The sequence below is a fragment of the Brevundimonas sp. FV1ye4L genome, assembly GCF_058681255.1.
The window spans coordinates 2,929,218-2,949,895 of record NZ_CM178734.1; the positions used below are offsets into that span (position 1 = coordinate 2,929,218).

General features: G+C 67.8%; 17 protein-coding genes. 8 read left to right on the forward strand and 9 right to left on the reverse strand.

Annotated elements, in window-relative coordinates; genetic code table 11:
• Nucleotides 1-155: 155 nt before the first annotated feature.
• The 4 genes from ACW17X_RS14105 (at nucleotide 156) to ACW17X_RS14120 (ending at nucleotide 5,911) form a co-directional block, all read left to right on the forward strand.
• A complete protein-coding gene (locus ACW17X_RS14105) occupies nucleotides 156-3,170 on the forward strand; it encodes a 2-oxoglutarate dehydrogenase E1 component (RefSeq protein ID WP_492098314.1) in 3,015 nt (1,004 codons plus the stop codon).
• A gap of 40 nt (nucleotides 3,171-3,210) precedes the next feature.
• Complete coding sequence (odhB, locus tag ACW17X_RS14110; RefSeq protein WP_492098316.1) at nucleotides 3,211-4,716, forward strand: 2-oxoglutarate dehydrogenase complex dihydrolipoyllysine-residue succinyltransferase; 1,506 nt, start codon at nucleotides 3,211-3,213, stop codon at nucleotides 4,714-4,716.
• Nucleotides 4,717-4,776: 60 nt separating this feature from the next.
• The gene (locus ACW17X_RS14115; RefSeq protein WP_492098318.1) at nucleotides 4,777-5,412 is read left to right on the forward strand and encodes a glutathione S-transferase family protein; all 636 of its coding nucleotides are present in this window, start codon (nucleotides 4,777-4,779) and stop codon (nucleotides 5,410-5,412) included.
• A 154-nt stretch (nucleotides 5,413-5,566) separates the two neighbouring features.
• Nucleotides 5,567-5,911, forward strand: a complete 345-nt coding sequence (locus ACW17X_RS14120) for a hypothetical protein (protein WP_492098319.1) — start codon at nucleotides 5,567-5,569, stop codon at nucleotides 5,909-5,911.
• Here ACW17X_RS14120 and prfA read toward each other — a convergent pair whose 3' ends face one another.
• On the reverse strand, nucleotides 5,912-6,979 hold the full coding sequence (gene prfA / locus ACW17X_RS14125) for a peptide chain release factor 1 (RefSeq protein WP_492098321.1): 1,068 nt from the start codon (nucleotides 6,977-6,979) through the stop codon (nucleotides 5,912-5,914).
• Nucleotides 6,980-7,158: 179 nt separating this feature from the next.
• Between prfA and ACW17X_RS14130 the strand changes: the two genes are divergently transcribed.
• Nucleotides 7,159-7,599, forward strand: a complete 441-nt coding sequence (locus ACW17X_RS14130; protein WP_492100476.1) for an RrF2 family transcriptional regulator — start codon at nucleotides 7,159-7,161, stop codon at nucleotides 7,597-7,599.
• Nucleotides 7,600-7,632: 33 nt separating this feature from the next.
• Nucleotides 7,633-8,409 (forward strand): sulfite exporter TauE/SafE family protein, encoded by a 777-nt coding sequence (locus ACW17X_RS14135; protein ID WP_492098323.1) that lies wholly within the window; start codon nucleotides 7,633-7,635, stop codon nucleotides 8,407-8,409.
• A 55-nt stretch (nucleotides 8,410-8,464) separates the two neighbouring features.
• Here the strand turns inward: ACW17X_RS14135 and ACW17X_RS14140 are convergent, their stop codons facing one another.
• The 6 genes from ACW17X_RS14140 to ACW17X_RS14165 all read right to left on the reverse strand — a co-directional run bounded on the left by ACW17X_RS14140 (nucleotide 8,465) and on the right by ACW17X_RS14165 (nucleotide 15,678).
• The gene (locus ACW17X_RS14140) at nucleotides 8,465-8,995 is read right to left on the reverse strand and encodes a hypothetical protein (protein ID WP_492098324.1); all 531 of its coding nucleotides are present in this window, start codon (nucleotides 8,993-8,995) and stop codon (nucleotides 8,465-8,467) included.
• Nucleotides 8,995-9,462, reverse strand: coding sequence for a PEGA domain-containing protein (locus tag ACW17X_RS14145; protein WP_492098326.1), 468 nt, complete (start codon nucleotides 9,460-9,462; stop codon nucleotides 8,995-8,997). The genes ACW17X_RS14140 and ACW17X_RS14145 overlap by 1 nt, the downstream gene beginning before the upstream one ends.
• A gap of 124 nt (nucleotides 9,463-9,586) precedes the next feature.
• Nucleotides 9,587-10,723, reverse strand: a complete 1,137-nt coding sequence (gene ispG / locus ACW17X_RS14150) for a flavodoxin-dependent (E)-4-hydroxy-3-methylbut-2-enyl-diphosphate synthase (protein ID WP_492098328.1) — start codon at nucleotides 10,721-10,723, stop codon at nucleotides 9,587-9,589.
• A gap of 51 nt (nucleotides 10,724-10,774) precedes the next feature.
• On the reverse strand, nucleotides 10,775-11,884 hold the full coding sequence (locus tag ACW17X_RS14155; RefSeq protein WP_492098330.1) for a helix-turn-helix domain-containing protein: 1,110 nt from the start codon (nucleotides 11,882-11,884) through the stop codon (nucleotides 10,775-10,777).
• A gap of 184 nt (nucleotides 11,885-12,068) precedes the next feature.
• Nucleotides 12,069-14,327, reverse strand: a complete 2,259-nt coding sequence (ptsP, locus tag ACW17X_RS14160) for a phosphoenolpyruvate--protein phosphotransferase (protein ID WP_492098332.1) — start codon at nucleotides 14,325-14,327, stop codon at nucleotides 12,069-12,071.
• A 61-nt stretch (nucleotides 14,328-14,388) separates the two neighbouring features.
• Nucleotides 14,389-15,678, reverse strand: a complete 1,290-nt coding sequence (locus tag ACW17X_RS14165) for an aspartate kinase (RefSeq protein ID WP_492098334.1) — start codon at nucleotides 15,676-15,678, stop codon at nucleotides 14,389-14,391.
• 55 nt (nucleotides 15,679-15,733) lie between these two features.
• On the opposite strand from ACW17X_RS14165, the gene ubiG reads away from it, so the two are divergent.
• Entirely contained in the window at nucleotides 15,734-16,549 is an 816-nt protein-coding gene (gene ubiG, locus ACW17X_RS14170) for a bifunctional 2-polyprenyl-6-hydroxyphenol methylase/3-demethylubiquinol 3-O-methyltransferase UbiG (protein ID WP_492098336.1), read from the forward strand.
• Between the two features lie 132 nt (nucleotides 16,550-16,681).
• Here the strand turns inward: ubiG and ACW17X_RS14175 are convergent, their stop codons facing one another.
• A complete protein-coding gene (locus ACW17X_RS14175) occupies nucleotides 16,682-18,748 on the reverse strand; it encodes an OPT family oligopeptide transporter (RefSeq protein ID WP_492098338.1) in 2,067 nt (688 codons plus the stop codon).
• Nucleotides 18,749-18,825: 77 nt separating this feature from the next.
• Nucleotides 18,826-19,617, reverse strand: coding sequence for a phosphatase PAP2 family protein (locus ACW17X_RS14180; RefSeq protein ID WP_492098339.1), 792 nt, complete (start codon nucleotides 19,615-19,617; stop codon nucleotides 18,826-18,828).
• Between the two features lie 139 nt (nucleotides 19,618-19,756).
• Here ACW17X_RS14180 and mutM point away from each other — a divergent pair, with 139 nt between their 5' ends.
• Nucleotides 19,757-20,620, forward strand: a complete 864-nt coding sequence (mutM, locus tag ACW17X_RS14185) for a bifunctional DNA-formamidopyrimidine glycosylase/DNA-(apurinic or apyrimidinic site) lyase (protein ID WP_492098341.1) — start codon at nucleotides 19,757-19,759, stop codon at nucleotides 20,618-20,620.
• Nucleotides 20,621-20,678 lie beyond the last annotated feature (58 nt).

Sequence of the window (20,678 nt, forward strand, 5' to 3'; positions counted from 1 at the left end):
CCGGTTTCGGCCGGGGGCGTTTTTCTTTGCGGTTGCGACCAATTTCTCACCGAATTGCCCCGTTTCGGTCATGACCCATAAGGAAAGCGGGCCTATATGACGGGCGCACCCCTCACGGAGATGTGTCCGTCGGGGGCCAGGGATTGCGAAAAACGATGGCGGACGATGCCGGTCGGCTGAACCAGGTCTTTGCCGAGACCTCATTCCTCTACGGGTCCAATGCGGCCTATATCGAGGAGCTGCACGAGAAATGGGCCACCGATCCGGGCTCGGTCTCGGCGGAATGGAAAGCCTTCTTTGACCAGTTGCGCGACAACGCCGCCAGCGTGAAGGCCTCGGCCGAGGCCGGCGGCTGGGGACGTGGCACGGCGACGGAGCCCAATGAGGCGAACGCCGTGTTCGACGGCCGTTGGCCGGCGCCCAAGCCTGATCCGAAGAAGCCCGGCGCAGCGCCGGCGCCCGCAACGGCCAAGGCTGCGCCCGTCGAGGTGTCCGCTGACGCGATCCGCGCCGCCGCCCATGATTCCATTCGCGTCCTGATGCTGATCCGCAGCTATCGCGTGCGCGGCCATCTGCAGGCCAAGCTGGACCCGCTGGGCATCGAACAGCCGGTCGAAAACCCGGAGCTGACGCCGGAATTCTATGGCTTCAGCGAAGCCGACATGGACCGCCCGATCTTCCTGGATGGGGTTCTAGGGCTTCAGACCGGGACGATCCGCGAAGTCCTTGACCTGCTGAAGCGCACCTATTGCGGCACCATCGGCATCCAGTACATGCACATCGCCGAGCCGGAAGAGAAGTCCTGGCTGCAACAGCGGTTCGAGGGCGCCGACAAGTTCGAGCAGAACGCCTTCACCAAGGAAGGCAAGCTGGCCATCCTGAACAAGCTGATCGAGGCTGAAGGCTTCGAGCGGTTCCTGCACAAGCGTTTCCCCGGCACCAAGCGGTTTGGCCTGGACGGCGGCGAGGCCATGGTCCCGGCGCTGGAGCAGGTGATCAAGCGCGGCGGCAATCTGGGCGTCGATGAAGTCGTTCTGGGCATGGCCCACCGCGGCCGCCTGAACGTGCTCGCCGCCGTGATGGGCAAGCCCTACAAGGTCATCTTCCACGAGTTCCAGGGCGGCTCGGCCGTGCCCAGCGACATCGACGGTTCGGGCGACGTCAAATATCACATGGGCGCCAGCTCAAACCGCGAGTTCGACGGCAACCACGTCCACCTGTCGCTGACCGCCAACCCGTCGCACCTCGAGATCGTCAATCCGGTCGTCCTGGGCAAGGCGCGCGCCAAACAGGCCTTCGACATCCGCGACGCCAACGCCGGCAAGCCCGAGGCCGAATGGGCGCTTGACCGGTCCAAGGTCGTGCCCCTGCTGATCCACGGCGACGCCGCCTTCGCCGGCCAGGGCGTGGTGGCCGAATGTTTCGCTCTGATGGGTCTGAAGGGCTACCGCACCGGCGGCACCCTGCATTTCGTCATCAACAACCAGATCGGCTTCACCACCAGCCCGCGGAACTCGCGCTCGTCGCCCTATCCGTCGGATGTGGCGCTGATGGTCCAGGCGCCGATCTTCCACGTGAACGGCGATGATCCCGAAGCGGTCGTCTTCGCCGCCAAGGTGGCCACCGAATACCGCCAGAAATTCCACAAGGACGCGGTGGTGGACATGTTCTGCTACCGCCGCTTCGGCCACAACGAAGGCGACGATCCCACCTTCACCCAGCCGCTGATGTATTCGAAGATCCGCGCCCAGCCCTCGACCCGCGAACTGTATTCGCAGCGTCTGGTCGCCGAGGGCGTGCTGACGCAGGCCGATGTGGACGCCGAGATCGCCCGGTTCGACACCTTCCTGGACGAACAGTTCGAGGCCGGAAAGACCTGGTCCGCCGAGAAGGCCGACTGGCTGGACGGCCAGTGGCAGGGCTTCCAGTCGCCCAAGGACGAGCTGCGCGGCGAGACGGCCGTGCCCCTGGCCAAACTGACCGACCTGGGCCATCGCCTGACCACGATCCCCAACAGCGTCGACATGCACAAGACGCTGAAACGGGTCATCGACGGCCGGCGCGAGGCCATCACCTCGGGCGAGAACCTGGACTGGGCCACGGCCGAGAGCCTGGCCTTCGCCTCGCTGGTGGATGAAGGCTTTCCGGTTCGCCTGTCGGGCCAGGATTCGGTGCGCGGCACCTTCTCGCAGCGCCATTCGGGCATCATCGATCAGACGACCGAAGAGCGTTACATCCCGCTGAACAACCTGCGCGAAGGCCAGGCCAACTACGAGGTCATCGACTCGGCCCTGTCGGAAGAGGCGGTGCTGGGCTTCGAGTACGGCTACTCGCTGGCCGACCCCAACACCATGGTCATGTGGGAAGCCCAGTTCGGCGACTTCGTGAACGGCGCCCAGGTGGTGATCGACCAGTTCATCAGCTCGGGCGAACGCAAATGGCTGCGGATGAGCGGCCTGACCATGCTGCTGCCGCACGGCTATGAAGGCCAGGGGCCGGAACACTCGTCGGCCCGCCTGGAGCGGTTCCTGCAACAGTGCGCCGAAGACAATATGCAGGTCGCCAACTGCACCACCCCGGCCAACTATTTCCACATCCTGCGTCGCCAGATGCACCGGCCGTTCCGCAAGCCGCTGATCCTGATGACGCCCAAGAGCCTGCTGCGTCACAAGAAGGCGGTCTCGACGATGAAGGATCTGGCGGAGGGTTCGTCCTTCCACCGCGTCCTGCACGACGACGCCCAGACGCGCCCCGACGTCGCCGGGATCAAGATCAAGGCCGACAAGGCGATCCGCCGCGTCATCCTGTGCTCGGGCAAGGTCTATTACGACCTGCTGGACGCCCGCGAGAAGAAGGCCAAGGACGGCCAGGCGGTGGACGACGTCTATATCCTGCGCCTGGAACAGTTCTATCCGTGGCCGATCCAGTCCCTGCGCAAGGAACTGGCCCGCTTCCCGAAGGCGGAAGTGGTCTGGTGCCAGGAAGAGCCGAAGAATATGGGCGGATGGACCTTCGTCGATCCGTGGCTGGAGCTGACGCTCGACAAGCTGGACGTCGCCTCCAAGCGCGCCCGCTATGTCGGTCGTCCCGGCTCGGCCTCTACGGCCGCCGGCCTGATGAGCCGACACCTGAAGGAACTCGAGACCTTCACCAACGAAGCCTTCGCCTGATACACGTCACAAGACACTCCGAAAGACAGCTGGACCCGACATGGCCGACATCCTGACCCCCGCCCTCGGTGAATCCGTCACCGAGGCCACCATCGCGAAATGGACCAAGAAGGTCGGCGACGCGGTCAAGAAGGACGAACTGCTCGTCGAACTGGAAACCGACAAGGTGTCGCTGGAAGTCGTGGCCCCGGCCGACGGCGTCCTGGGCGCGATCAACGCCGCCGAGGGCGACACCGTCGTGCCGGGCACCGTCCTGGGTTCGGTGACCGAAGGCGGCGCGGCCGCTGCTGCGGCTCCGGCCAAGGCCGCCAAGGCTGAGGCCAAGGCTGCGCCTGCCGCCGCTGCGTCGAGCATCGACATCACCGTGCCGGTCATGGGCGAAAGCGTCGCCGAGGGTTCGATGGGCAAATGGCTCAAGAAGAGCGGCGATGCGGTCAAGAAGGACGAACTGCTGGTCGAGATCGAGACCGACAAGGTCGCGGTCGAGGTGTCGGCGCCGGCTGACGGCGTGCTGACCATCGCCGCCGACGAAGGCGCGACCGTCACCCCCGGCCAGAAGATCGGCTCGATCTCGGGTTCGGGCGCCGCTGCGGCTCCGGCCGCCGCTGCGCCGGCTCCGGCTGCGCCTGCCGCCGCCCCGGCCAACACCGGCTCGGCCCAGGTCGCCAAGAACGACGCCCTGTCGCCCGCCGTTCAGCGCGTGGTGGCCGAGAACAATCTGGACCCGAAGGCCATCGCCGCCACCGGGCCAAAGGGCAATATCACCAAGGCTGACGCCATCGCCGCCATCGGCGCCGCTGCTCCGGCTCCGGCCGCCGCCGCCCCCTCGGCGCCGCGCGCTGTCGGTCCGCGCGAGGAGCGGGTGAAGATGACGCGCCTGCGTCAGACCATCGCCCGTCGCCTGAAGGAATCGCAGAACACCGCCGCCCAGCTGACCACCTTCAACGAGGTGGACATGACGAACGTCATGGCCCTGCGCGCCCAGTACAAGGACGTGTTCGAGAAGCGCCACGGCGTGAAGCTGGGCTTTATGTCCTTCTTCACCAAGGCCGTCGTCGCGGCCCTGCACGAGATCCCGGCCGTCAACGCCGAGATCGACGGCACGGACATCATCTACAAGAACCACTATGACATCGGCGTCGCCGTCGGCACCGACAAGGGACTGGTGGTTCCGGTGCTGCGCGACGCCGACACCCTGACGCTGGCCGGCATCGAAAAGGGCATCGGCGCCCTGGGCAAGGCCGCGCGTGACGGCGACCTGACCATGGATCAGATGCAGGGCGGCACCTTCACCATCACCAACGGCGGCACCTATGGGTCGCTGATGTCGACGCCGATCCTGAACGCGCCGCAGTCGGGCATCCTGGGCATGCACAACATCGTCCAGCGCCCGATGGCCATCAACGGCGAGGTCAAGATCCGCCCGATGATGTATCTGGCCCTCAGCTATGACCACCGGATCGTGGACGGCAAGGAAGCCGTGACCTTCCTGGTCCGGGTCAAGGAACTGCTGGAAGACCCGCAGCGGGCCCTGCTGGACCTGTAAGACACCTGAAAAGGCGGCGATGATCTCGCCGCCTTTTCTAATTCTCGGCGAGGCCTGAACATGCTGACGCTCTATACTGCGCCCGGATCCTGCAGCCGGGCCAGCCATATCGCACTGGAAGAGTCCGGCCTGAACTTCGAGGTTCGGCTGGTCGATTTCGCCCGCGGCGACCAGCAGAAACCGGCGTTTCTGGCCCTCAATCCCAAGGGACGGGTCCCGGCCCTGGCGACCGATCAGGGGATCCTGACCGAAAGCCCGGCCATCCTGGCCTATATCGCCGCGCTCGCGCCGCCGGGACTGCTGGCGCCGGTCGATCCGTTCGCCTTCGCCCGGATGCAGGCCTTCAACCTCTATCTCGCCTCCACCGTCCATGTGGCCCACGCCCATGGCCGACGGGCCTCGCGCTGGAGCGACGATGTGGCGGCCCAGGCCTCGATGGCGGCCAAGGTGACGCAGAACATGCGGGATTGCTTCGTCCTGATCGAAGCGGATCTGGCCCAGAACGGCGGGGGCGACTGGGTGCTGGGCGACGCCTATTCGGTCGCCGACCCCTATCTGTTCACCTTCTCCGGCTGGCTGGAAGGCGACGGCGTCGACATCGCCGAGTTTCCACGGGTTCAGGCGCACTACGACCGGATGGCGAGCCGTCCGGCGGTCGTGCGGGCCCTCCAGGCGGAAGCTGCGCTCTCGGTCTGAGATATCAACGGATGTGTCTTGGATGCGCCGGTCGGGCGCTTTCCGCGAAATAAGGGGTTTTCCGCACTTACGGCCCGCTCGGGAATGACGCCTTATTCCTGCCATGGAGTGGGCAGCGCGCGCGATCGGGGTTTTCTACGTCTTGGGCGGGCTGATGCTTCTGTATCAGGCCTGGCTCAACTGGCGTCTGCAACGCGCCTTGGCTGGGTTGATCGCGATACCGCTCGGGGAGCAGGTTGGGGACGGCGTGATCGTGCTGGCCGGCGTGCTGATCATGCTGTCCGGCGCGACGCTGGCGGCCCTCAGCGGCTGGGCCGTCGCCGCCTTCATGGCCGGCTGGACGGTGCAGGCTCTGTACCTGCTCTGGACCGATCAAGCGCCGCGTATCGGCGAGCCCGAGGCCGTCACCTGCCGCCGCCGCTCGATCCACGCCTTCGCCGGCTATACCGCCGCCACCGGTCTGGTGCTGTGTCTGCCGATGACGGGCGTGCTGGGCTGATCAGCCGAACTCGGCCTCGAGATCCGCCAGGCGTGCGGCCTGATCCTCGGCGATCAGGGCGTTCAGCATGGGGTCCAGGTCGCCTTCCAGGATCTGGGGCAGGCTGTGCAGGGTCAGGCCGATGCGGTGGTCGGTCACGCGCCCTTGGGGGAAGTTGTAGGTGCGGATCCGCTCTGACCGGTCGCCGGACCCGACCTGGGACTTGCGCGAGTCGGCGCGGGCCAGATCCTTGGCCTGACGTTGCATGTCGTACAGGCGCACCCGCAGGTTCTTCATCGCCTTGTCGCGGTTTACGTGCTGCGACTTTTCGGAGCTGGTGGCCACGATCCCGGTTGGAAGGTGGGTGATCCGCACGGCCGAATCCGTCTTGTTGACGTGCTGACCGCCCGAGCCGGAGGCGCGGAAGGTGTCGATGCGGATGTCCTTTTCCAGGATCTCGATCTCGACGTCCTCGACCTCGGGCAGGACGGCGACGGTGGCGGCCGAGGTGTGGATGCGGCCCCCGGCCTCGGTCGTCGGCACGCGCTGGACCCGGTGGACGCCGCTTTCGAACTTCAGTCGGCCGAACACCCCGTCGCCGGTGACGGTGGCGATGATTTCCTTGTAGCCGCCGGCGTCGCCTTCGGTCGCCGAATCCAGCTCGATCCGCCAGCCGCGCGTCGAGGCGTAGCGCGAATACATGCGGAACAGGTCGCCGGCGAACAGGGCCGCCTCGTCGCCGCCGGTGCCGGCGCGGACTTCCAGCACGGCCGAGGCGTTCTCGTCGGCGTCGCGCGGGGCCAGCAGCAGGGCGACGTCGCGTTCCAGGCCCGGCAGGCGCTCGGTCAGGTCGCGCAACTCGTCCTGGGCCATGGCGGCCATTTCGGGATCGGCGGCCATCGCCTCCAGATCGACCATCTCAGCGCGGAGACGGGCCAAGTCCTGAACCGCGTCGGCGACGGGCTTGAGCTCGGCATGTTCCTTGGACAGGCGAACGATCTCGACGCCGTCCGTCGCGGCCCCCATCCGGGCCTCCACCTCGTGGAAACGGTCGAGCACCTGATCGAGACGGGCCTGGGGCAGACGCAAGGGGAAATCCTGGAGAAAGAGAGCGCCGTCCTTAGCGCGCCGGGGGGCGTGCTGTCGATTGTCGCCTGAACCGAGGCGTGGCGCCGGGATTGTGATTTTGCATGAGGACGGCGTCAGGCGCGATCACCGGTCCCTGTCCCACGTCTTGCGTCCGGCGCGTGATCACGCGATCACGGACCATGTTGTCGAACCGGTCCCGCTATGCGCTGCGCGCCATGATCCATCTGGCCGGCCTGCCCGGCGGCGGCCCCGCCACGATCGGTGAGATCGCCGAGGCGGCGACGGCGCCGCGCAAGTTTCTCGAGGCCATATTGCTGGACTTGCGGCGTCAGGGACTGCTGGTGTCGAAGAGGGGGAGAACCGGCGGCTACGCCCTGGCGGCGTCGGCGGAGGCCATCAGTTTCGCCGATGTGATCCGGGCGCTGGAAGGGCCGCTGGCCCTGGCGCCCTGCGCGTCGCGCACCGCCCATGGACCTTGCGAAACCTGCCCGGACGTCGAAACCTGTCCGCTTCAACCCGTGCTGCAGGACGGGCGCGACGCCATTGCAGCGGTGTTCGAGGCGCGAACCCTGCTGCAAGCGGCGGTGAATTCTTCTCCTATTGACCCGCTAGGAAAATAAGCCACACCGTCACGACCAACCTCCGGGGCCGCCATGCAAGATTTCCTCGTCTTCCTCCTCGTCGGTTTCCTGGCCCAGTCGGTCGACGGCGCCCTGGGCATGGCCTACGGGGTGATTTCATCGACGGTTCTGCTGTCGTTCGGCGTGCCGCCCGCGACCGCTTCGGCCAGTGTCCACGCCGCCGAAGTCTTCACCACGGCCGCCTCCGCCGGGTCTCATGCGGTGAACAGGAATGTGAACTGGAAGCTGTTCACGCCGCTGGTCCTGGGCGGCGTCGTCGGCGGCAGCCTGGGCGCCTTCGTCCTGACCAGTGTCGACGGCGATCTGGTGAAGCCCTGGATCACCGCCTACCTGACCTTCATGGGCGGGGTCATCATCTGGCGCGCCACCCGTCAGACGCGCGAACGGATCTTTCCGCTTCGAGCGGCGGGCCCCTTGGGCCTGGTCGGCGGCTTCTTCGACGCCATCGGCGGCGGCGGCTGGGGCCCCACGGTCACCACCACGCTCGTGGGATCGGGCGGCGATCCGCGCGCCTCGATCGGCACCACCAATACGGCGGAATTCTTCGTCACCTCGGCTATTTCCGCGACCTTCCTGGCCGCCCTGCTGACCGGCCATTGGGAGCAGGCCGAAGGGATCGCCACCCACGCGGCCTCCGTCGGGGGGCTGATCCTGGGCGGCCTGATCGCCGCCCCCTTCGCCGGGGTGATCGCCCGGATCTCGCCACGCCGGGTCCTGACCTATGGGGTCGGCGCCGTGGTGCTGCTGTCGGCGGGCTATCAGGCGCTGCGGCTGTTCGGGGTGATCTGAACAAGAACGACGGCGGGTTGGAGTCCGCCGTCGCTGTGGCCTTCCTGAGGTTCGGTCAGCGCGCGCGGGCGCGGAAGCGGGTCAGGAATTCCTTGATGTTTTCGCGGATGGAGGCCTCGTTGGCCATCCGCAGACGTTCGACGCCCATGAAAGCTTGACCCATGGTCGCCGTTCCGGTCGCCGCCACCGTCTCGTCGAAGACGGTGCGGTCTGCGCGCTGCACCGTGTAACGGATCTGGCTGGTGACGGACATGTCGAGGCCGGCAAAGGGCTGTTTGAGGTCGATCAGAGATGCGGAGACCGTCATCGGCTGACCCTCCGTGCCCATGTAACCGGCAGCGGCCAAAGAGCCTTCCAGGGCGGTCTTGAAGTCCGCATTGGACACTTGCGACGTCCACATCGGATTGGTGTCCTGCCCGCCGGAAACCGTGACCGTCGTCACCGACTTGTACCCGAGATCACCGGGCGCGGCGGTAAGTCCGGGCGTGGCGGCCAGGGTCATCAGGGCTGGGTTCGACGGGCTGGCGCAGGCGGCGACGCCCAGCAGCGCGGTCAGGCAAGCAGCAGAAGCGAGACGGCGAAACATTATTGATCTCCAGTCGGGGTGGTGGTCGGAGCGACGGACCGGGCGGCTGCCGCCTCTTCGGCCGGCGTGCGCAAGGTGACGATCAGCGGATTGGGCTTCAGGTCGTTCATGGCGCCGGAGGTCGCGTCGATGGCGCCGCCGATGAGGCCGCCGATCAGGATGTTGCCGGCCATGGCCGTGCCGCCCGCGCCCGAGACGCTGCTGGTGATGTCGTGGGTCTGGGCGACATAGCCCTCCTTCGACACCGTGATGCGGAAGGCGTCCTTGCGGGGCATGCGGAAGGTGCAGGGGGTCGCCTGGCATTCGAAGCCGTTCGACGTGCTGACCTGCGCGCCCGGCGGCGTGCTCTGGACGGAGAATTGCTGGCTCGAGCCACGCGTCACGGTAGCGCAGGCAGGCAGAGACAACGCCACGCCGACAAGCGCGAGCGCACGCACGCCGAAGCGTGCGTAGTTACGGAATATCATGAAGCCCCTCAATGGATTACAGTTCACCCTCCCAGGTGAACTTACGGCATAGGTTGCATTTGAGGCGTGAGCCGTCAATCAAGGCGCGCGTAATTTGTCAAAACTGACACAACTCATGCGCGGCCTATTCCGCCGCCTGGAGCTCCGCCGCCCGCGCTGCGTCCAGTTCGGCGGCCTTCTGTTCGACGAGGTCGACGATGTGGTCGATCATGCCGTCGTTGGCCTGTTTGTGGGCGATCTTGCCGTTGAGATAGATCATACCGGCGCCCTTGCCGCCGCCGGTGAAGCCGATGTCGGTATAGAGGGCCTCGCCCGGGCCGTTCACGACGCAGCCGATGACCGACAGGCTCATCGGCGTCGAGATATGGGCCAGTTTCTCTTCCAGCAGGGCCACGGTCTCGATGACGTTGAAGCCCTGACGGGCGCACGACGGGCAGGCGATGATGTTGACGCCCCGGTGGCGCAGGCCCAGCGACTTCAGGATGTCGAAGCCGACCTTGATCTCCTCGACCGGATCGGCGGCCAGGGAGACGCGGATGGTGTCGCCGATGCCGGCCCACAGCATCGAGCCCAGGCCGATGGCCGACTTGATCGTGCCGGTGCGCAGGGGGCCGGCCTCGGTCACGCCCAGGTGCAGGGGGCAGTCGATGGCGTCCGCCAATTGTTGGTAGGCGGCGACGGTCAGGAAGGGGTCGGAGGCCTTCACCGAGATCTTGAACTCGTGAAAGTCGTGGTCCTGCAGGATGCGGGCGTGGTTCAGGGCGCTCTCGACCATGGCGTCGGGGCAGGGCTCGCCGTATTTCTCCAGCAGCTCCTTTTCCAGCGAGCCGGCGTTGACGCCGATCCGCATCGAGCAGCCGTGGTCCTTGGCGGCCTGGATCACGTCACGGACGCGGTCGGCGCTGCCGATATTGCCGGGATTGATCCGCAGGCAGGCGGCGCCCGCCTGGGCCGCCTCGATGCCGCGCTTGTAGTGGAAGTGGATGTCGGCGACCAAGGGGACCTTGGCCTCGCGGGCGATGGTCTTGAACGCCTCGGTCGATTCCACGTCGGGGCAGGAGACGCGGACGATGTCGGCCCCGGCCTCTTCGAGCTGGCGGATCTGGTCGATCGTCGCCCCCGCGTCGGACGTCGGCGTATTGGTCATCGACTGGACGCTGATCGGGGCGTCGCCGCCCACCAGGACGGAGCCGACGCGGATCTGGCGGCTCTTGCGACGCTCGATATGGCGCCAGGGTCGGACGTGGGTGTGATCGCTCATGGAAGGGTCATATAGGCCGATGATGACGGCGGGACCACGGGGGCGCGACGATCAGTTTGTCGTGGCGGCGCCGGCGAGGGGCGTGACAGGCGGGACCGCCTGCTGGGCCTGAGTTTGAGCCTGGGCCGCCCGGTCAGCTTGAATCTGCAGCTGACGGCGCGCCTGCTCGTCCGCCACCTGACGGGCGGCGTCCTCGGCGCGGCGGTTGAGTTGCGTCAGGGGCGTGACGACGGCCGGCAGGACGCCGCCGTGTTCGCCGTTCAGATAGACGTCGAAGGCCGCCGGATCCGACACGTCGATGACGGCGCTGAGGCCCAGGGGCGCGCGCCAGGCTTCGCCGGCCGCCATCTGGCGCGCGAAAAGGGCCTGCCCGTCGGCGAGACGCACCACCAGGGCGCCGGCCTTCTTGGCCTGGATCACCACCTGGGAGGCGGTGGCGGGGGCGCCATAGACGGCGCCGCGGGGGTTGAAGGCCTTTTGCACCGGGGCGTTGTTCGCCGCCGCCGTTGCCGCGATCACCGCCGGGTCATTGGGGTCGATCCCGGTCAGCTGGGCCTCGAGACCCGGCGTGATATAGAGGGCCGGCGTGGTCTGGTCGGGCGGGGCGGCGCGGGGCGCGCTGAGGTCGATCAGCCCGTCCTGGCCGGGCACAGCGCCCAGGGACCAGCTTTCGGGCACAGTGGCGATATCCGACGGCTCGGGCGCCCGCATCAGACTGACGCGCTGGAAGATGTTCCAGCCGACGACGGCCAGGGCCACCACGGCGATCCCGGCGATGATGCGCGGCGAATAGCGTTTGACGTCCTCGAAGGCCACGCCGATCGGCGCTTTCAACGGCGCCGAGGTGTCGGGGCTTTCGCGCTTGAACCGCTCGACGGCCAGCTGTTCGTCCAGGCCCAGCGCCGCCGCATAGCCGCGCACATAGCCGATGGCGAAGACGCGGGACGGCAGGGACGACCAGTCGTTCTGTTCCAAAGCGATCAGGAAACGGGTGTGGACCTTGGTCTCGGCGGCCAAATCGGCCAGGGACTTGCCCGACTGCTCGCGCGCGCGGCGCAGGCCGTCGCCCAGAGTCGCGGACTCCGCGATGGAGGGCGTGACGTCCTTCCAGTCGGGATGTGCCTTGAACTCTTCGGGGGCGTGCCCCGCATCCAGCGCCATGACGCCTGACCCCACACTCGGAACGGCCTGAATCCGCCCCGTACTCGAAACGGACCCGTCGGTTAGCATGTCTTCGTGACCGGACGCGCCTCCCCCCGGAGTCCGTCCTGATGCGTCCTGTGGATAAACCATAATCCCTGTCCCATCAACGGCGATTCCCTAATCGGGACGCGCGCGACGATCTTCAGACGGACACGTTCAACTTTCGCGCCAGGGATTCGATCTCGTTACGGACGGAGCCGGTGGACAGGTTCAGCAGATTGTTCAGCCCACGGCGGGCGGCCGTCAGGTCGGCGGACAGGATCATCCGCTTGACCGGGCCGACGCCGCCGGCCGGGGCCGACAGACGGGTGAAGCCCAGGGTGATCAGGGCGAAGGCCTCCAGCGGCCGGCCCGCCAGCTCGCCGCAGATCGACACGGGGGTGCCGGTGTCGGCGCAGGCCTTCTGGATCGACTGCAGGGCGCGCAGGGTCGGGGGCGACAGGGGGTCGTAGCGATCCGAGACCAGAGGATTGGTCCGGTCGGCGGCGTACATGTACTGGAACAGGTCGTTGGTGCCGATCGAGACGAAGTCGGTCAGCGGCAATAGCGCGTCTAGATGCCACAGCAGCGACGGGCATTCGACCATGGCCCCGACCCGCAGAAGGGCGGGCAGGGCGCGGCCGCGCCGCTTGGCCCAGGCGCATTCGACATCGACCAGTTCGCGCGCGGCCCGGTATTCGTCCACCGTGGCGATCATCGGGAACATGACGCGCAGCTCGCGGCCCGCCGCCGCCGTCAGCAGGGCGCGCAGTTGCATCCGTAAAAGAGACGGCCGGTCCAGGCCCAGGCGGATGGCGCGGCGGCCCAGGGCCGGGTTCTCTTCGCGCTCGGCCTCCAGATAGGGCAGGACCTTGTCGCCGCCGATATCCAGGGTGCGGAAGGTGACGGGCCGGTCGCCGGCGGCGTCCAGCACCAGCTTGTACAGGGCCGTCTGGGCGTCCAGCCGGGGCAGTTCGTCCGAGACCATGAACTGGAATTCGGTGCGGAACAGGCCGATGCCCTCGGCCCCAGTCTCGTTCAGGTTCTCCAGGTCCACCGCCAGCCCGGCGTTGGTCAGGATGGTGATGCGTTGACCGTCCAGGGTGACGGCGGGAGTGTCGCGCAACTGGGCGAACTGGACCTGGCGTTGATCGCGCACGGCCATCCGCGACTGGACCGCCTCGATCATGTCGGGGCGGGGCCGCAGATAGGCCTCGCCGGTCTCGCCATCGGCGATGACGATGTCACCCTCCGACAGCCGGTCGCGCAGGCCCATCAGACGGCCGACGCAGGGAATCTGCAGCGCGCGGGCGACGATGGCGGCGTGGCTGGCGGCCGAGCCTTCTTCCAGCAGCAGGCCCTTAAGCTTGTCGCGCGGATATTCCAGCAGATCCGCCGGACCCAGGTTACGGGCGACCAGAATGGCGTCGTCGGGCAGCTCGCGTTCGCCCGGCTTGTCGCCCGCCAGCACCCGCAGCAGCCGGTTGGCCAGGTCTTCGAAATCGTGCAGCCTTTCGCGGATATAGGGGTCGCGGGCCTGGGCGAACCGGGCGCGGTGTTCGTTTCGGACGCGGTCTACCGCCGCCTCGGCGGTCAGGCCGTTGCGGACCGCCTCTTCCAGCGACCGGTTCCAGCCCCGGTCGTCGGCGAACATGCGATAGGTCTCCAGCACCTCGAACGAGGGGCCGGCCAGGCCCTGGCCCTTGTCCAGCATGGCGTCCAGGCCGGTCTTCAGCGAGGCCAGGGCCAGCTTCAGCCGGGCCTCTTCCATCGCCGGGTCTTCGGCCAGCAGTTTCTCAGGCGGCAGAGGCGCCTCGTGCAGGACGACCCGGCCGACCGCCAGGCCGTCGCCGAACTTCTGACCCTTCAGCCGTTCGGGGCGATGGGGCGCCAGTTCGACGTCGCGCAGTTCGTCCTGTTCCAGCAACTCGCCGGAGGACACCGTCTCGGACAGGACCATGGCGATGGTCTGGATGTCCTCGACCTCCTCCTCGTCATAGCGCCGCTCGGTGCGGTTCTGGACGACCAGGACGCCGATGGCCCGGCCGCCGCGCAGCAGGGGGGCGCCGAGGAAGGCGTGATAGGGGTCTTCGCCCGTTTCCGGCCGGTAGGAGAAGGACGGATGCGACGGCGCGTCCGACAGGCTGATCGGCTGGGCCATCCGGGCCACCTCGCCGACCAGACCCTCGCCGGGACGCAGGCGGGTGTTGTGGACGGCGTCGGGGTTCAGGCCCTCGGTGGCGAACAGCTCCAGCTCGCCCGAGGCGCGGCGCAGATAGATGGAGCAGACCTCGGCGACCATGGACCGGGCGATGATCCGCACCACCATGTTCAGGCGGTCCTGCGCCGGGGTCGCGCCCGCACCGGCCCCGCCCAGAGCCTCGCGGATCTGGCGCAGGAGGATCCGAGGTCCCCTGGTCATCGCGCCGCCTGCCGGCATTATGGCTCCCGCGCTGTGGCGCCGAAGCGCCTGTTCAAACCACCTATATCGCGTCCAGCCCGTAAGCCGAATGCAATGCGCGCACGGCCAGTTCGGCATAGGCCGCGTCGATCAGGACGCTGATCTTGATTTCCGAGGTCGAGATGGCCTGGAACTTGACCCCCTTGTCGGCCAGGGCCTGGAACATGGTCTGGGCCACGCCGGCGTGGCTGCGCATGCCGACCCCGACGACGGACACCTTGGCGACGTCCTCGTCGACGCGGATTTCCTCGAAGCCGAGCTGATCCTGGCCCGCCGTCATCAGTTCGGCGGCGCGCACGGCGTCGCGGCGGCCGGTGGTGAAGGTCAGGTTGACCGTATTGGCGGTGCGGGCCTGGCTCTGGACGATCATGTCCACATTGACGTTGGCCTCGGCCAGGCGGGTGAAGACGTCGGCGGGGGCGTCCACGCGGTCGGACAGGCCCAGCAGGGTGATGCGGGCCTCGTCACGGCTCATGGTCACGCCGGACACGATGCGCTTTTCCAAGATCTCCTCCTCGTCGCAGATCAGGGTTCCGCCCTTGTCGGGCATTTGGCCGGATTCGTCCGGTTCGATGAAGCTGGACAGAACCCGCACCGGCACCTGCTTGGCCATGGCGAGCTCGACTGAACGGGTCTGCAGCACTTTGGCCCCCAGCGAGGCCATTTCCAGCATCTCCTCGTAGGAGACCTTGGCCAGGCGGCGCGCGCGGCTCTCAATGCGGGGGTCGGTCGTATAGACGCCGTCCACGTCGGTATAGATGTCGCAGGGGCAGGACAGGGCCGCCGCCACGGCGACCGCCGAGGTGTCGGATCCGCCCCGGCCCAGGGTGGTGATCTTGCCCTCCGGCGTCACGCCCTGGAAGCCGGGGACGATGGCGATCTCGCCGGCGTCGACGGCGGCGCCCAGTTTGTCGCCGGGGATGTCGATGATGCGAGCGCGGGCGTGGGCGTCGTCGGTGATGATCGGCACCTGCCAGCCCATCCACGAGCGGGCGTTCAGCCCCATGTTGCGCAGGGTCAGGGCCAGGAGGCCAGCCGTCACCTGTTCGCCCGAGGCGACCACCACGTCATATTCGTCATCGCTGAGCGGCAGGCCCGCGGCGGCCGGGCCGGCGCCGTCGGTCCAGGCGACCAGTTCATTGGTCTTGCCGGCCATGGCGGAGACCACGACGGCGATCTTCTTTCCGGAAGCGGCCTCGGCTGCGACGATCCGCGCGGCGCGCCGGATCCGTTCGAGGTCGCCCATCGAGGTGCCGCCGAACTTCATCACCAGTCTCGTGGTGTCGGATCGTGAAGAATCGGGCCGCGTCATCGTGGCGTTCCGCCCCCTGCTTGCGTGAAAGGGCGCGAAGGTTCATCCCTCGCGCATGACCGCTTCTAGCGACGCCGCACCGTCTCGCCTACCCCGCGAAGGGCATGGTTTTCCGCAAAATTCGTCCGAAGGCGCATTTGGCGCATCGATCGACCCGGCCGATGTGGCCCGCTTCTCCGCCCAGGCGGCCGAATGGTGGGATGCGCACGGGCCGTTCGCGCCCCTGCACCGGTTCAATCCGGCCCGGCTGGCCTTGATCCGCGAGCAGCTTTGTACCCGTTTGGGACGCGATCCGAAGGCGCGTCGTCCGTTCGAGGGGTTGACGCTGCTGGACGTCGGCTGTGGCGGCGGGCTGATCGCCGAGCCGATGCGGCGGATGGGCTTTTCCGTCACCGCCATCGACGCCTCGTCCGAAAACATCGGCACGGCCCGCGCCCATGCCGAGATGGTCGGGCTGGACATCGCCTATCGCGCCGCCACGGTCGAACAGATCGAGGCGGAAGGGGCGGGGCCGTTCGACGTGGTCCTGACCATGGAGGTAATCGAGCATGTCGCCGATCCTGAGGCCTTCGTGCGCGCCTGTTCGCGCCTGGTCCGGCCGGGCGGGGTGATGATGGTGGCCACCCTGAACCGCACCTTGAAGTCCCTGGCCCTGGGCAAGGTGGCTGCGGAATATGTGCTGCGCTGGGTGCCGGCCGGGACGCACGACTGGCGCCAGTTCCTGAAACCCGACGAGATCCGGGCGATGCTGTCGCAGGAGGCTGTGACGGTCGAGGGGCCGTATGGCCTGAACTATGACCCGCTGACCGACCGCTGGAGCCAGAGCGACGATGCGGGGATCAACTATATGATGGTGGCCACGCGGGCCTGAAAATCTCCCTCCCCTTCATGGGGAGGGGCGGCGCAGCCGGGGTGGGGCAGTCAGAACATTTCGCTCACGCCCCTTCGGGCCCCACCCTGATCGCTGCGCGATCGTCCCTCCCCATGAAGGGGAGGGAGACTATTAGACCGCCTTGGCGCGGCTCCGGGTCCAGGCGTACAGGCCGAAGACCGCGACGGCGAAGCCGACGATCCCCGCCAGCATGGCCGGCCAGGTCGAACCGTCGGGCAGCATGGCGAACGGCGCGTCGTCGCGCGTCGCGACGATCACCCCGGCGGTGAAGACGCCGAACAGGCTCTCGCCGACGATCAGGCCCGAGGCCAGCAGCACGCCCATGCGGCGCGCCACATCGGCGTAACGGGTGCTGGACACGGCCTTGTCGTAGATCCAGCCGCAGACGGCGCCGATGACCAGCATGGTCGTGACGGCGGCGGGCAGGTAGAAGCCGATGCCGACGGCGAGCGGCGGCAGTTTGACCTTGCCGTTCGTGGCCTTGGACACGACGGCGTCCAGCACGATGATGATCACGCCGATCACCGCGCCCAGGCCGATCAGGTCCCAACGCAGATCGCCGCCGATGACGCCGCGCGCCAGGGCCGAGATCAGGGTGGCCTGGGGCGCCGCCAGGGTCTTGGCGCCCTCGACGATGGCGGGCGGGCCGCCCTCGAAGCCGAAGGCCTGGTTCAGCAGGTTCAGGATCAGGGGAATGACGATGGCGCCGGCGCCGACGCCGACGATCAGGGCGGTCTGCTGGCGCCAGGGCGTGGCCTCGACCAGTTGGCCGGTCTTCAGGTCCTGAAGATTGTCATTGGCGATGACGGCGACGGCGAACACCACGGCGGTCACGATCAGGGCGAAGGCGATGATCGACGGATCGGCGGGCACGCCCGCAATGGCCATGACGCCCAGCATCAGCAGCGAGGCGATCACGACCGCCAGGATGCCGACGCCCGAGACCGGGCTGTTCGACGAGCCGATCAGGCCGGCCATATAGCCGCAGATGGCGGCGACGGCGAAACCGATCAGGACGACATAGACCAGGCCGCCGATCACCAGCAGGGCGGTCGATCCCGCCAGGGCCGGGGCGCTCTGGGCGAACCAGGCCAAGAGGCCGGCGATGCCGATCAGGCAGACGACCGAAATTCCGCCGACCAGTTTGATGGGCAGATCCTGTTCGGTGCGTTCCAGCACCTCGCCGTGGGCGCGCTTGGCGTTGGCGGCCAGGGCCGAGGTCAGGCCGCCGATCAAGGGACCGGCCAGTTTGACCAGGGTCCAGATGGCGGCGACGCCGATGACGCCGGCGCCCATGAAGCGGACTTCGCGGCTCCAGACGGTCGCCGCCAGCTCCTCGGCCGGCGCGCCGGCGGGCAGGGTTGAGGCGATGGAGGGGATGCCGTGCGCCGTCAGCCAGGCCACGGTGTCGGGGCTGGTCAGGATCGGCACGGCGATGGCCCAGGCCAGGATCAGGCCGAACAACTGGGCCAGACCCACGGTCAGACCGATCAGATGGCCCGCGCCCAGAAGCGCGAATTGCATGCCGAAGCCCATGCCCGTGGCCCCGCCACCCAGGGCGGCTGGAAGCTTGAAGAAGCGCGCCGCCTCGCCGGCGAAGACTCGGCCCGCGACCAGCAGGGCGTAGCCGGCCGAGACCACGGCGCCGGCGACCACGATCCACAGGCCGGACTTGTTCTCGCGCACCGCGCTCTCGGTCTGTTCGGCCCCGCGCGAGCCGACCTTCAGCACCTCGGCGGCGGCGACGCCCTCGGGGTAGGGCAGGCCGCCGTTGGTCACCAGGGCGCGGCGCAGCGGGATGGAGAAGGTCACCCCCAGCACGCCGCCCAGGATGCAGATGGCCACCGACTGCCAGAAGGGAAACTCCAGCCACCAGCCGATCATCACCAGGCCGGGCAGGACGAAGATGATCGAGCTCATGGCCCCGCCGACCGAGGCCACGGTCTGGACGGTCATGTTCTCCCAGATGGTCGATGTACGGAAGGCCCGCAGCACCGCCATCGAGATCACCGCCGCCGGAATGGCCGAGGCGAAGGTCAGGCCGACCAGCAGGCCCAAATAGGTGTTGGCGGCGGTGAAGATCACCGCCAGCAGGCAGCCCAGCACAAGGGCGCGAAGGGTCAGTTCAAGCCGGCCCTTTTGGGCAGGGCTTTGGGGCGCAGCGGCGGCGTCAGTCATCGAGATCGGTTCCCACGTTCGACGCGGACGTAAGCCCATAACGCCGCCTGCGGCAACCGGTCACGCCCAAGCCAGGATCAGACGGCGAGGGGTTGCAGCCCGCGGAACCGCCGACGCGCCCGGCGAACCAGGCCGGGCGAGGCCACCGTCACCCGATAGACCCCCGCCATGACCAGGGCCGTCAGGGCCCAGGACAGCAGGATGTCCGACAGGAAATGCCCGCCGAAGGCCAGCCGGTTCATCGACAGGGCGAAGGCGTAGACGAGGCCGAGGGGCAGGACGACCGGCCGCCATTTCGCCGGCGTCAGCACCAGCAGGACCCCGACCATCCAGGCCGCGCTGGAGCCCTCGCCCGAAACGAAGGAGCAGTTGGACTGGCAGCCGTCGCTGATCACCCAGACGGGGGTGAAGACGGCCTCGCCGCCGAACTGGTCGATATGGACCGGGCGGGGGCGCCCCCACAGGCCCTTGAGCAGGGTGTTCACGACCAGACCCGGCCCGAGCGTCAGGGCGGCCAGGACGAAGACGGTCCGCCGCGCGGTCGCGCCGACGGAACGCCGACGCAGTGCGCGCCAGGCCAACCGTCCGATCACGCCGAGCAGCAGCAAGGCCAGCACCAGAGTCGAGCTCTTGCGTAACGCCTTCAACAAGGGATTGTCGGCGAGGAAGAAACCGGCTTCAGGTCGATAGAATAGGCGGCTGACGGCGATGTCGACGCCAGGGAAGGCCAGGAAATAGACGCTGATCGCCAGAACGGCTGTCGCCGCCAGGATCGCGGCGTCGTCGCGCGAGACGCCGATCGACCGGACCAACTCGCGCAGGCGTGCGACGCGCGAAGGCGGCGTATGGATGATGACGGACTGAGACACATTCCCCCCGGACTGCTCAAGACGGCAATGACATGCCGGGGTGTCGTTCCCACGTCGGTACGAACAATGTTTTCCGAACATCCGGACGGGGGCGGACGATCCGCTTGGCCCACGCTCCGGGACGGGCTAGGACCGCCCCATGCCTGAACTTCCCGAGGTCGAAACCGTCCGCCGCGGTCTGACGCCAGTGCTGGCGGGCGCGCGTCTGTCGCGGGTGCGGATCAACCGGCCCGACTTGCGTTTTCCGTTCCCGGACCAATTCGTCGAGCGGCTGGAGGGGGCGACGGTCGAGCGGGTCGATCGCCGCGCCAAATATCTGCTGCTGCCCCTGTCCACCGGCGAGACCTGGATCACCCATCTGGGCATGACCGGCCGTTTCACCCTGGACGGAACCCAGCTGGGCGAGTTCGAGGAGGCGGCGCCCATCGCCGGCAAGCACGAGCATTTCAGCGGCTGCGCCGTGCGCGACGGCGCCGCGACCCGCATTGGCTACGCCGACGCCCGCCGGTTCGGCTTCATGGGCCTGATCCCCACCGCCCAGGTAGAGGCCCATCCCTGGTTCGCCGGCCTGGGGCCCGAGCCGCTGGGCAACGGCTTTTCCGGGGCCCATCTGGCCGAGGCCTTCGCCGGCAAGAGCCAGAACATCAAGGTCTCCCTGCTGGACCAGCGCATCGTCGCCGGCCTGGGCAACATCTATGTCTGCGAGGCCCTGTACCGGGCCCGGATCTCGCCCCTGGTGGCGGCCGGATCGCTGTCGAAGGCGCGGCTGGAGACCCTGGCTTCGGTCGTCCGCGACGTGCTGAACGACGCCATCGCCGCCGGCGGCTCGACCCTGAAGGACTTCGCCAACGCCGAGGGCGGCCAGGGCTATTTCCAGCACCGGTTCGACGTCTACGGCCGCGAGGGCGAGGCGTGTCGGGGGGAGGGCTGCACGGGAACGGTCGCGCGCATCGTCCAGGGCGGACGTTCGACCTTCTATTGCCTGTCCTGTCAGAAGCGCTGAGACGACCGGCCGTCATGACGAACGGCCGTCGATCCTCTATGACCGGCGTCAACAGAGG

Bases quoted from the DNA above. Each gene is read 5' to 3' on its own strand.
- ACW17X_RS14165 (WP_492098334.1), bottom strand. From the start codon at position 15,678: ATGACGCGGCCCGATTCTTCACGATCCGACACCACGAGACTGGTGATG.
- ubiG (WP_492098336.1), top strand. From the start codon at position 15,734: ATGACCGCTTCTAGCGACGCCGCACCGTCTCGCCTACCCCGCGAAGGG.
- ACW17X_RS14130 (WP_492100476.1), top strand. From the start codon at position 7,159: ATGTTGTCGAACCGGTCCCGCTATGCGCTGCGCGCCATGATCCATCTG.
- ptsP (WP_492098332.1), bottom strand. From the start codon at position 14,327: ATGACCAGGGGACCTCGGATCCTCCTGCGCCAGATCCGCGAGGCTCTG.
- ACW17X_RS14175 (WP_492098338.1), bottom strand. From the start codon at position 18,748: ATGACTGACGCCGCCGCTGCGCCCCAAAGCCCTGCCCAAAAGGGCCGG.
- odhB (WP_492098316.1), top strand. From the start codon at position 3,211: ATGGCCGACATCCTGACCCCCGCCCTCGGTGAATCCGTCACCGAGGCC.
- ACW17X_RS14155 (WP_492098330.1), bottom strand. From the start codon at position 11,884: ATGGCGCTGGATGCGGGGCACGCCCCCGAAGAGTTCAAGGCACATCCC.
- mutM (WP_492098341.1), top strand. From the start codon at position 19,757: ATGCCTGAACTTCCCGAGGTCGAAACCGTCCGCCGCGGTCTGACGCCA.
- ACW17X_RS14105 (WP_492098314.1), top strand. From the start codon at position 156: ATGGCGGACGATGCCGGTCGGCTGAACCAGGTCTTTGCCGAGACCTCA.
- ACW17X_RS14140 (WP_492098324.1), bottom strand. From the start codon at position 8,995: ATGTTTCGCCGTCTCGCTTCTGCTGCTTGCCTGACCGCGCTGCTGGGC.
- ACW17X_RS14115 (WP_492098318.1), top strand. From the start codon at position 4,777: ATGCTGACGCTCTATACTGCGCCCGGATCCTGCAGCCGGGCCAGCCAT.
- ispG (WP_492098328.1), bottom strand. From the start codon at position 10,723: ATGAGCGATCACACCCACGTCCGACCCTGGCGCCATATCGAGCGTCGC.
- ACW17X_RS14120 (WP_492098319.1), top strand. From the start codon at position 5,567: ATGCTTCTGTATCAGGCCTGGCTCAACTGGCGTCTGCAACGCGCCTTG.
- ACW17X_RS14145 (WP_492098326.1), bottom strand. From the start codon at position 9,462: ATGATATTCCGTAACTACGCACGCTTCGGCGTGCGTGCGCTCGCGCTT.
- ACW17X_RS14135 (WP_492098323.1), top strand. From the start codon at position 7,633: ATGCAAGATTTCCTCGTCTTCCTCCTCGTCGGTTTCCTGGCCCAGTCG.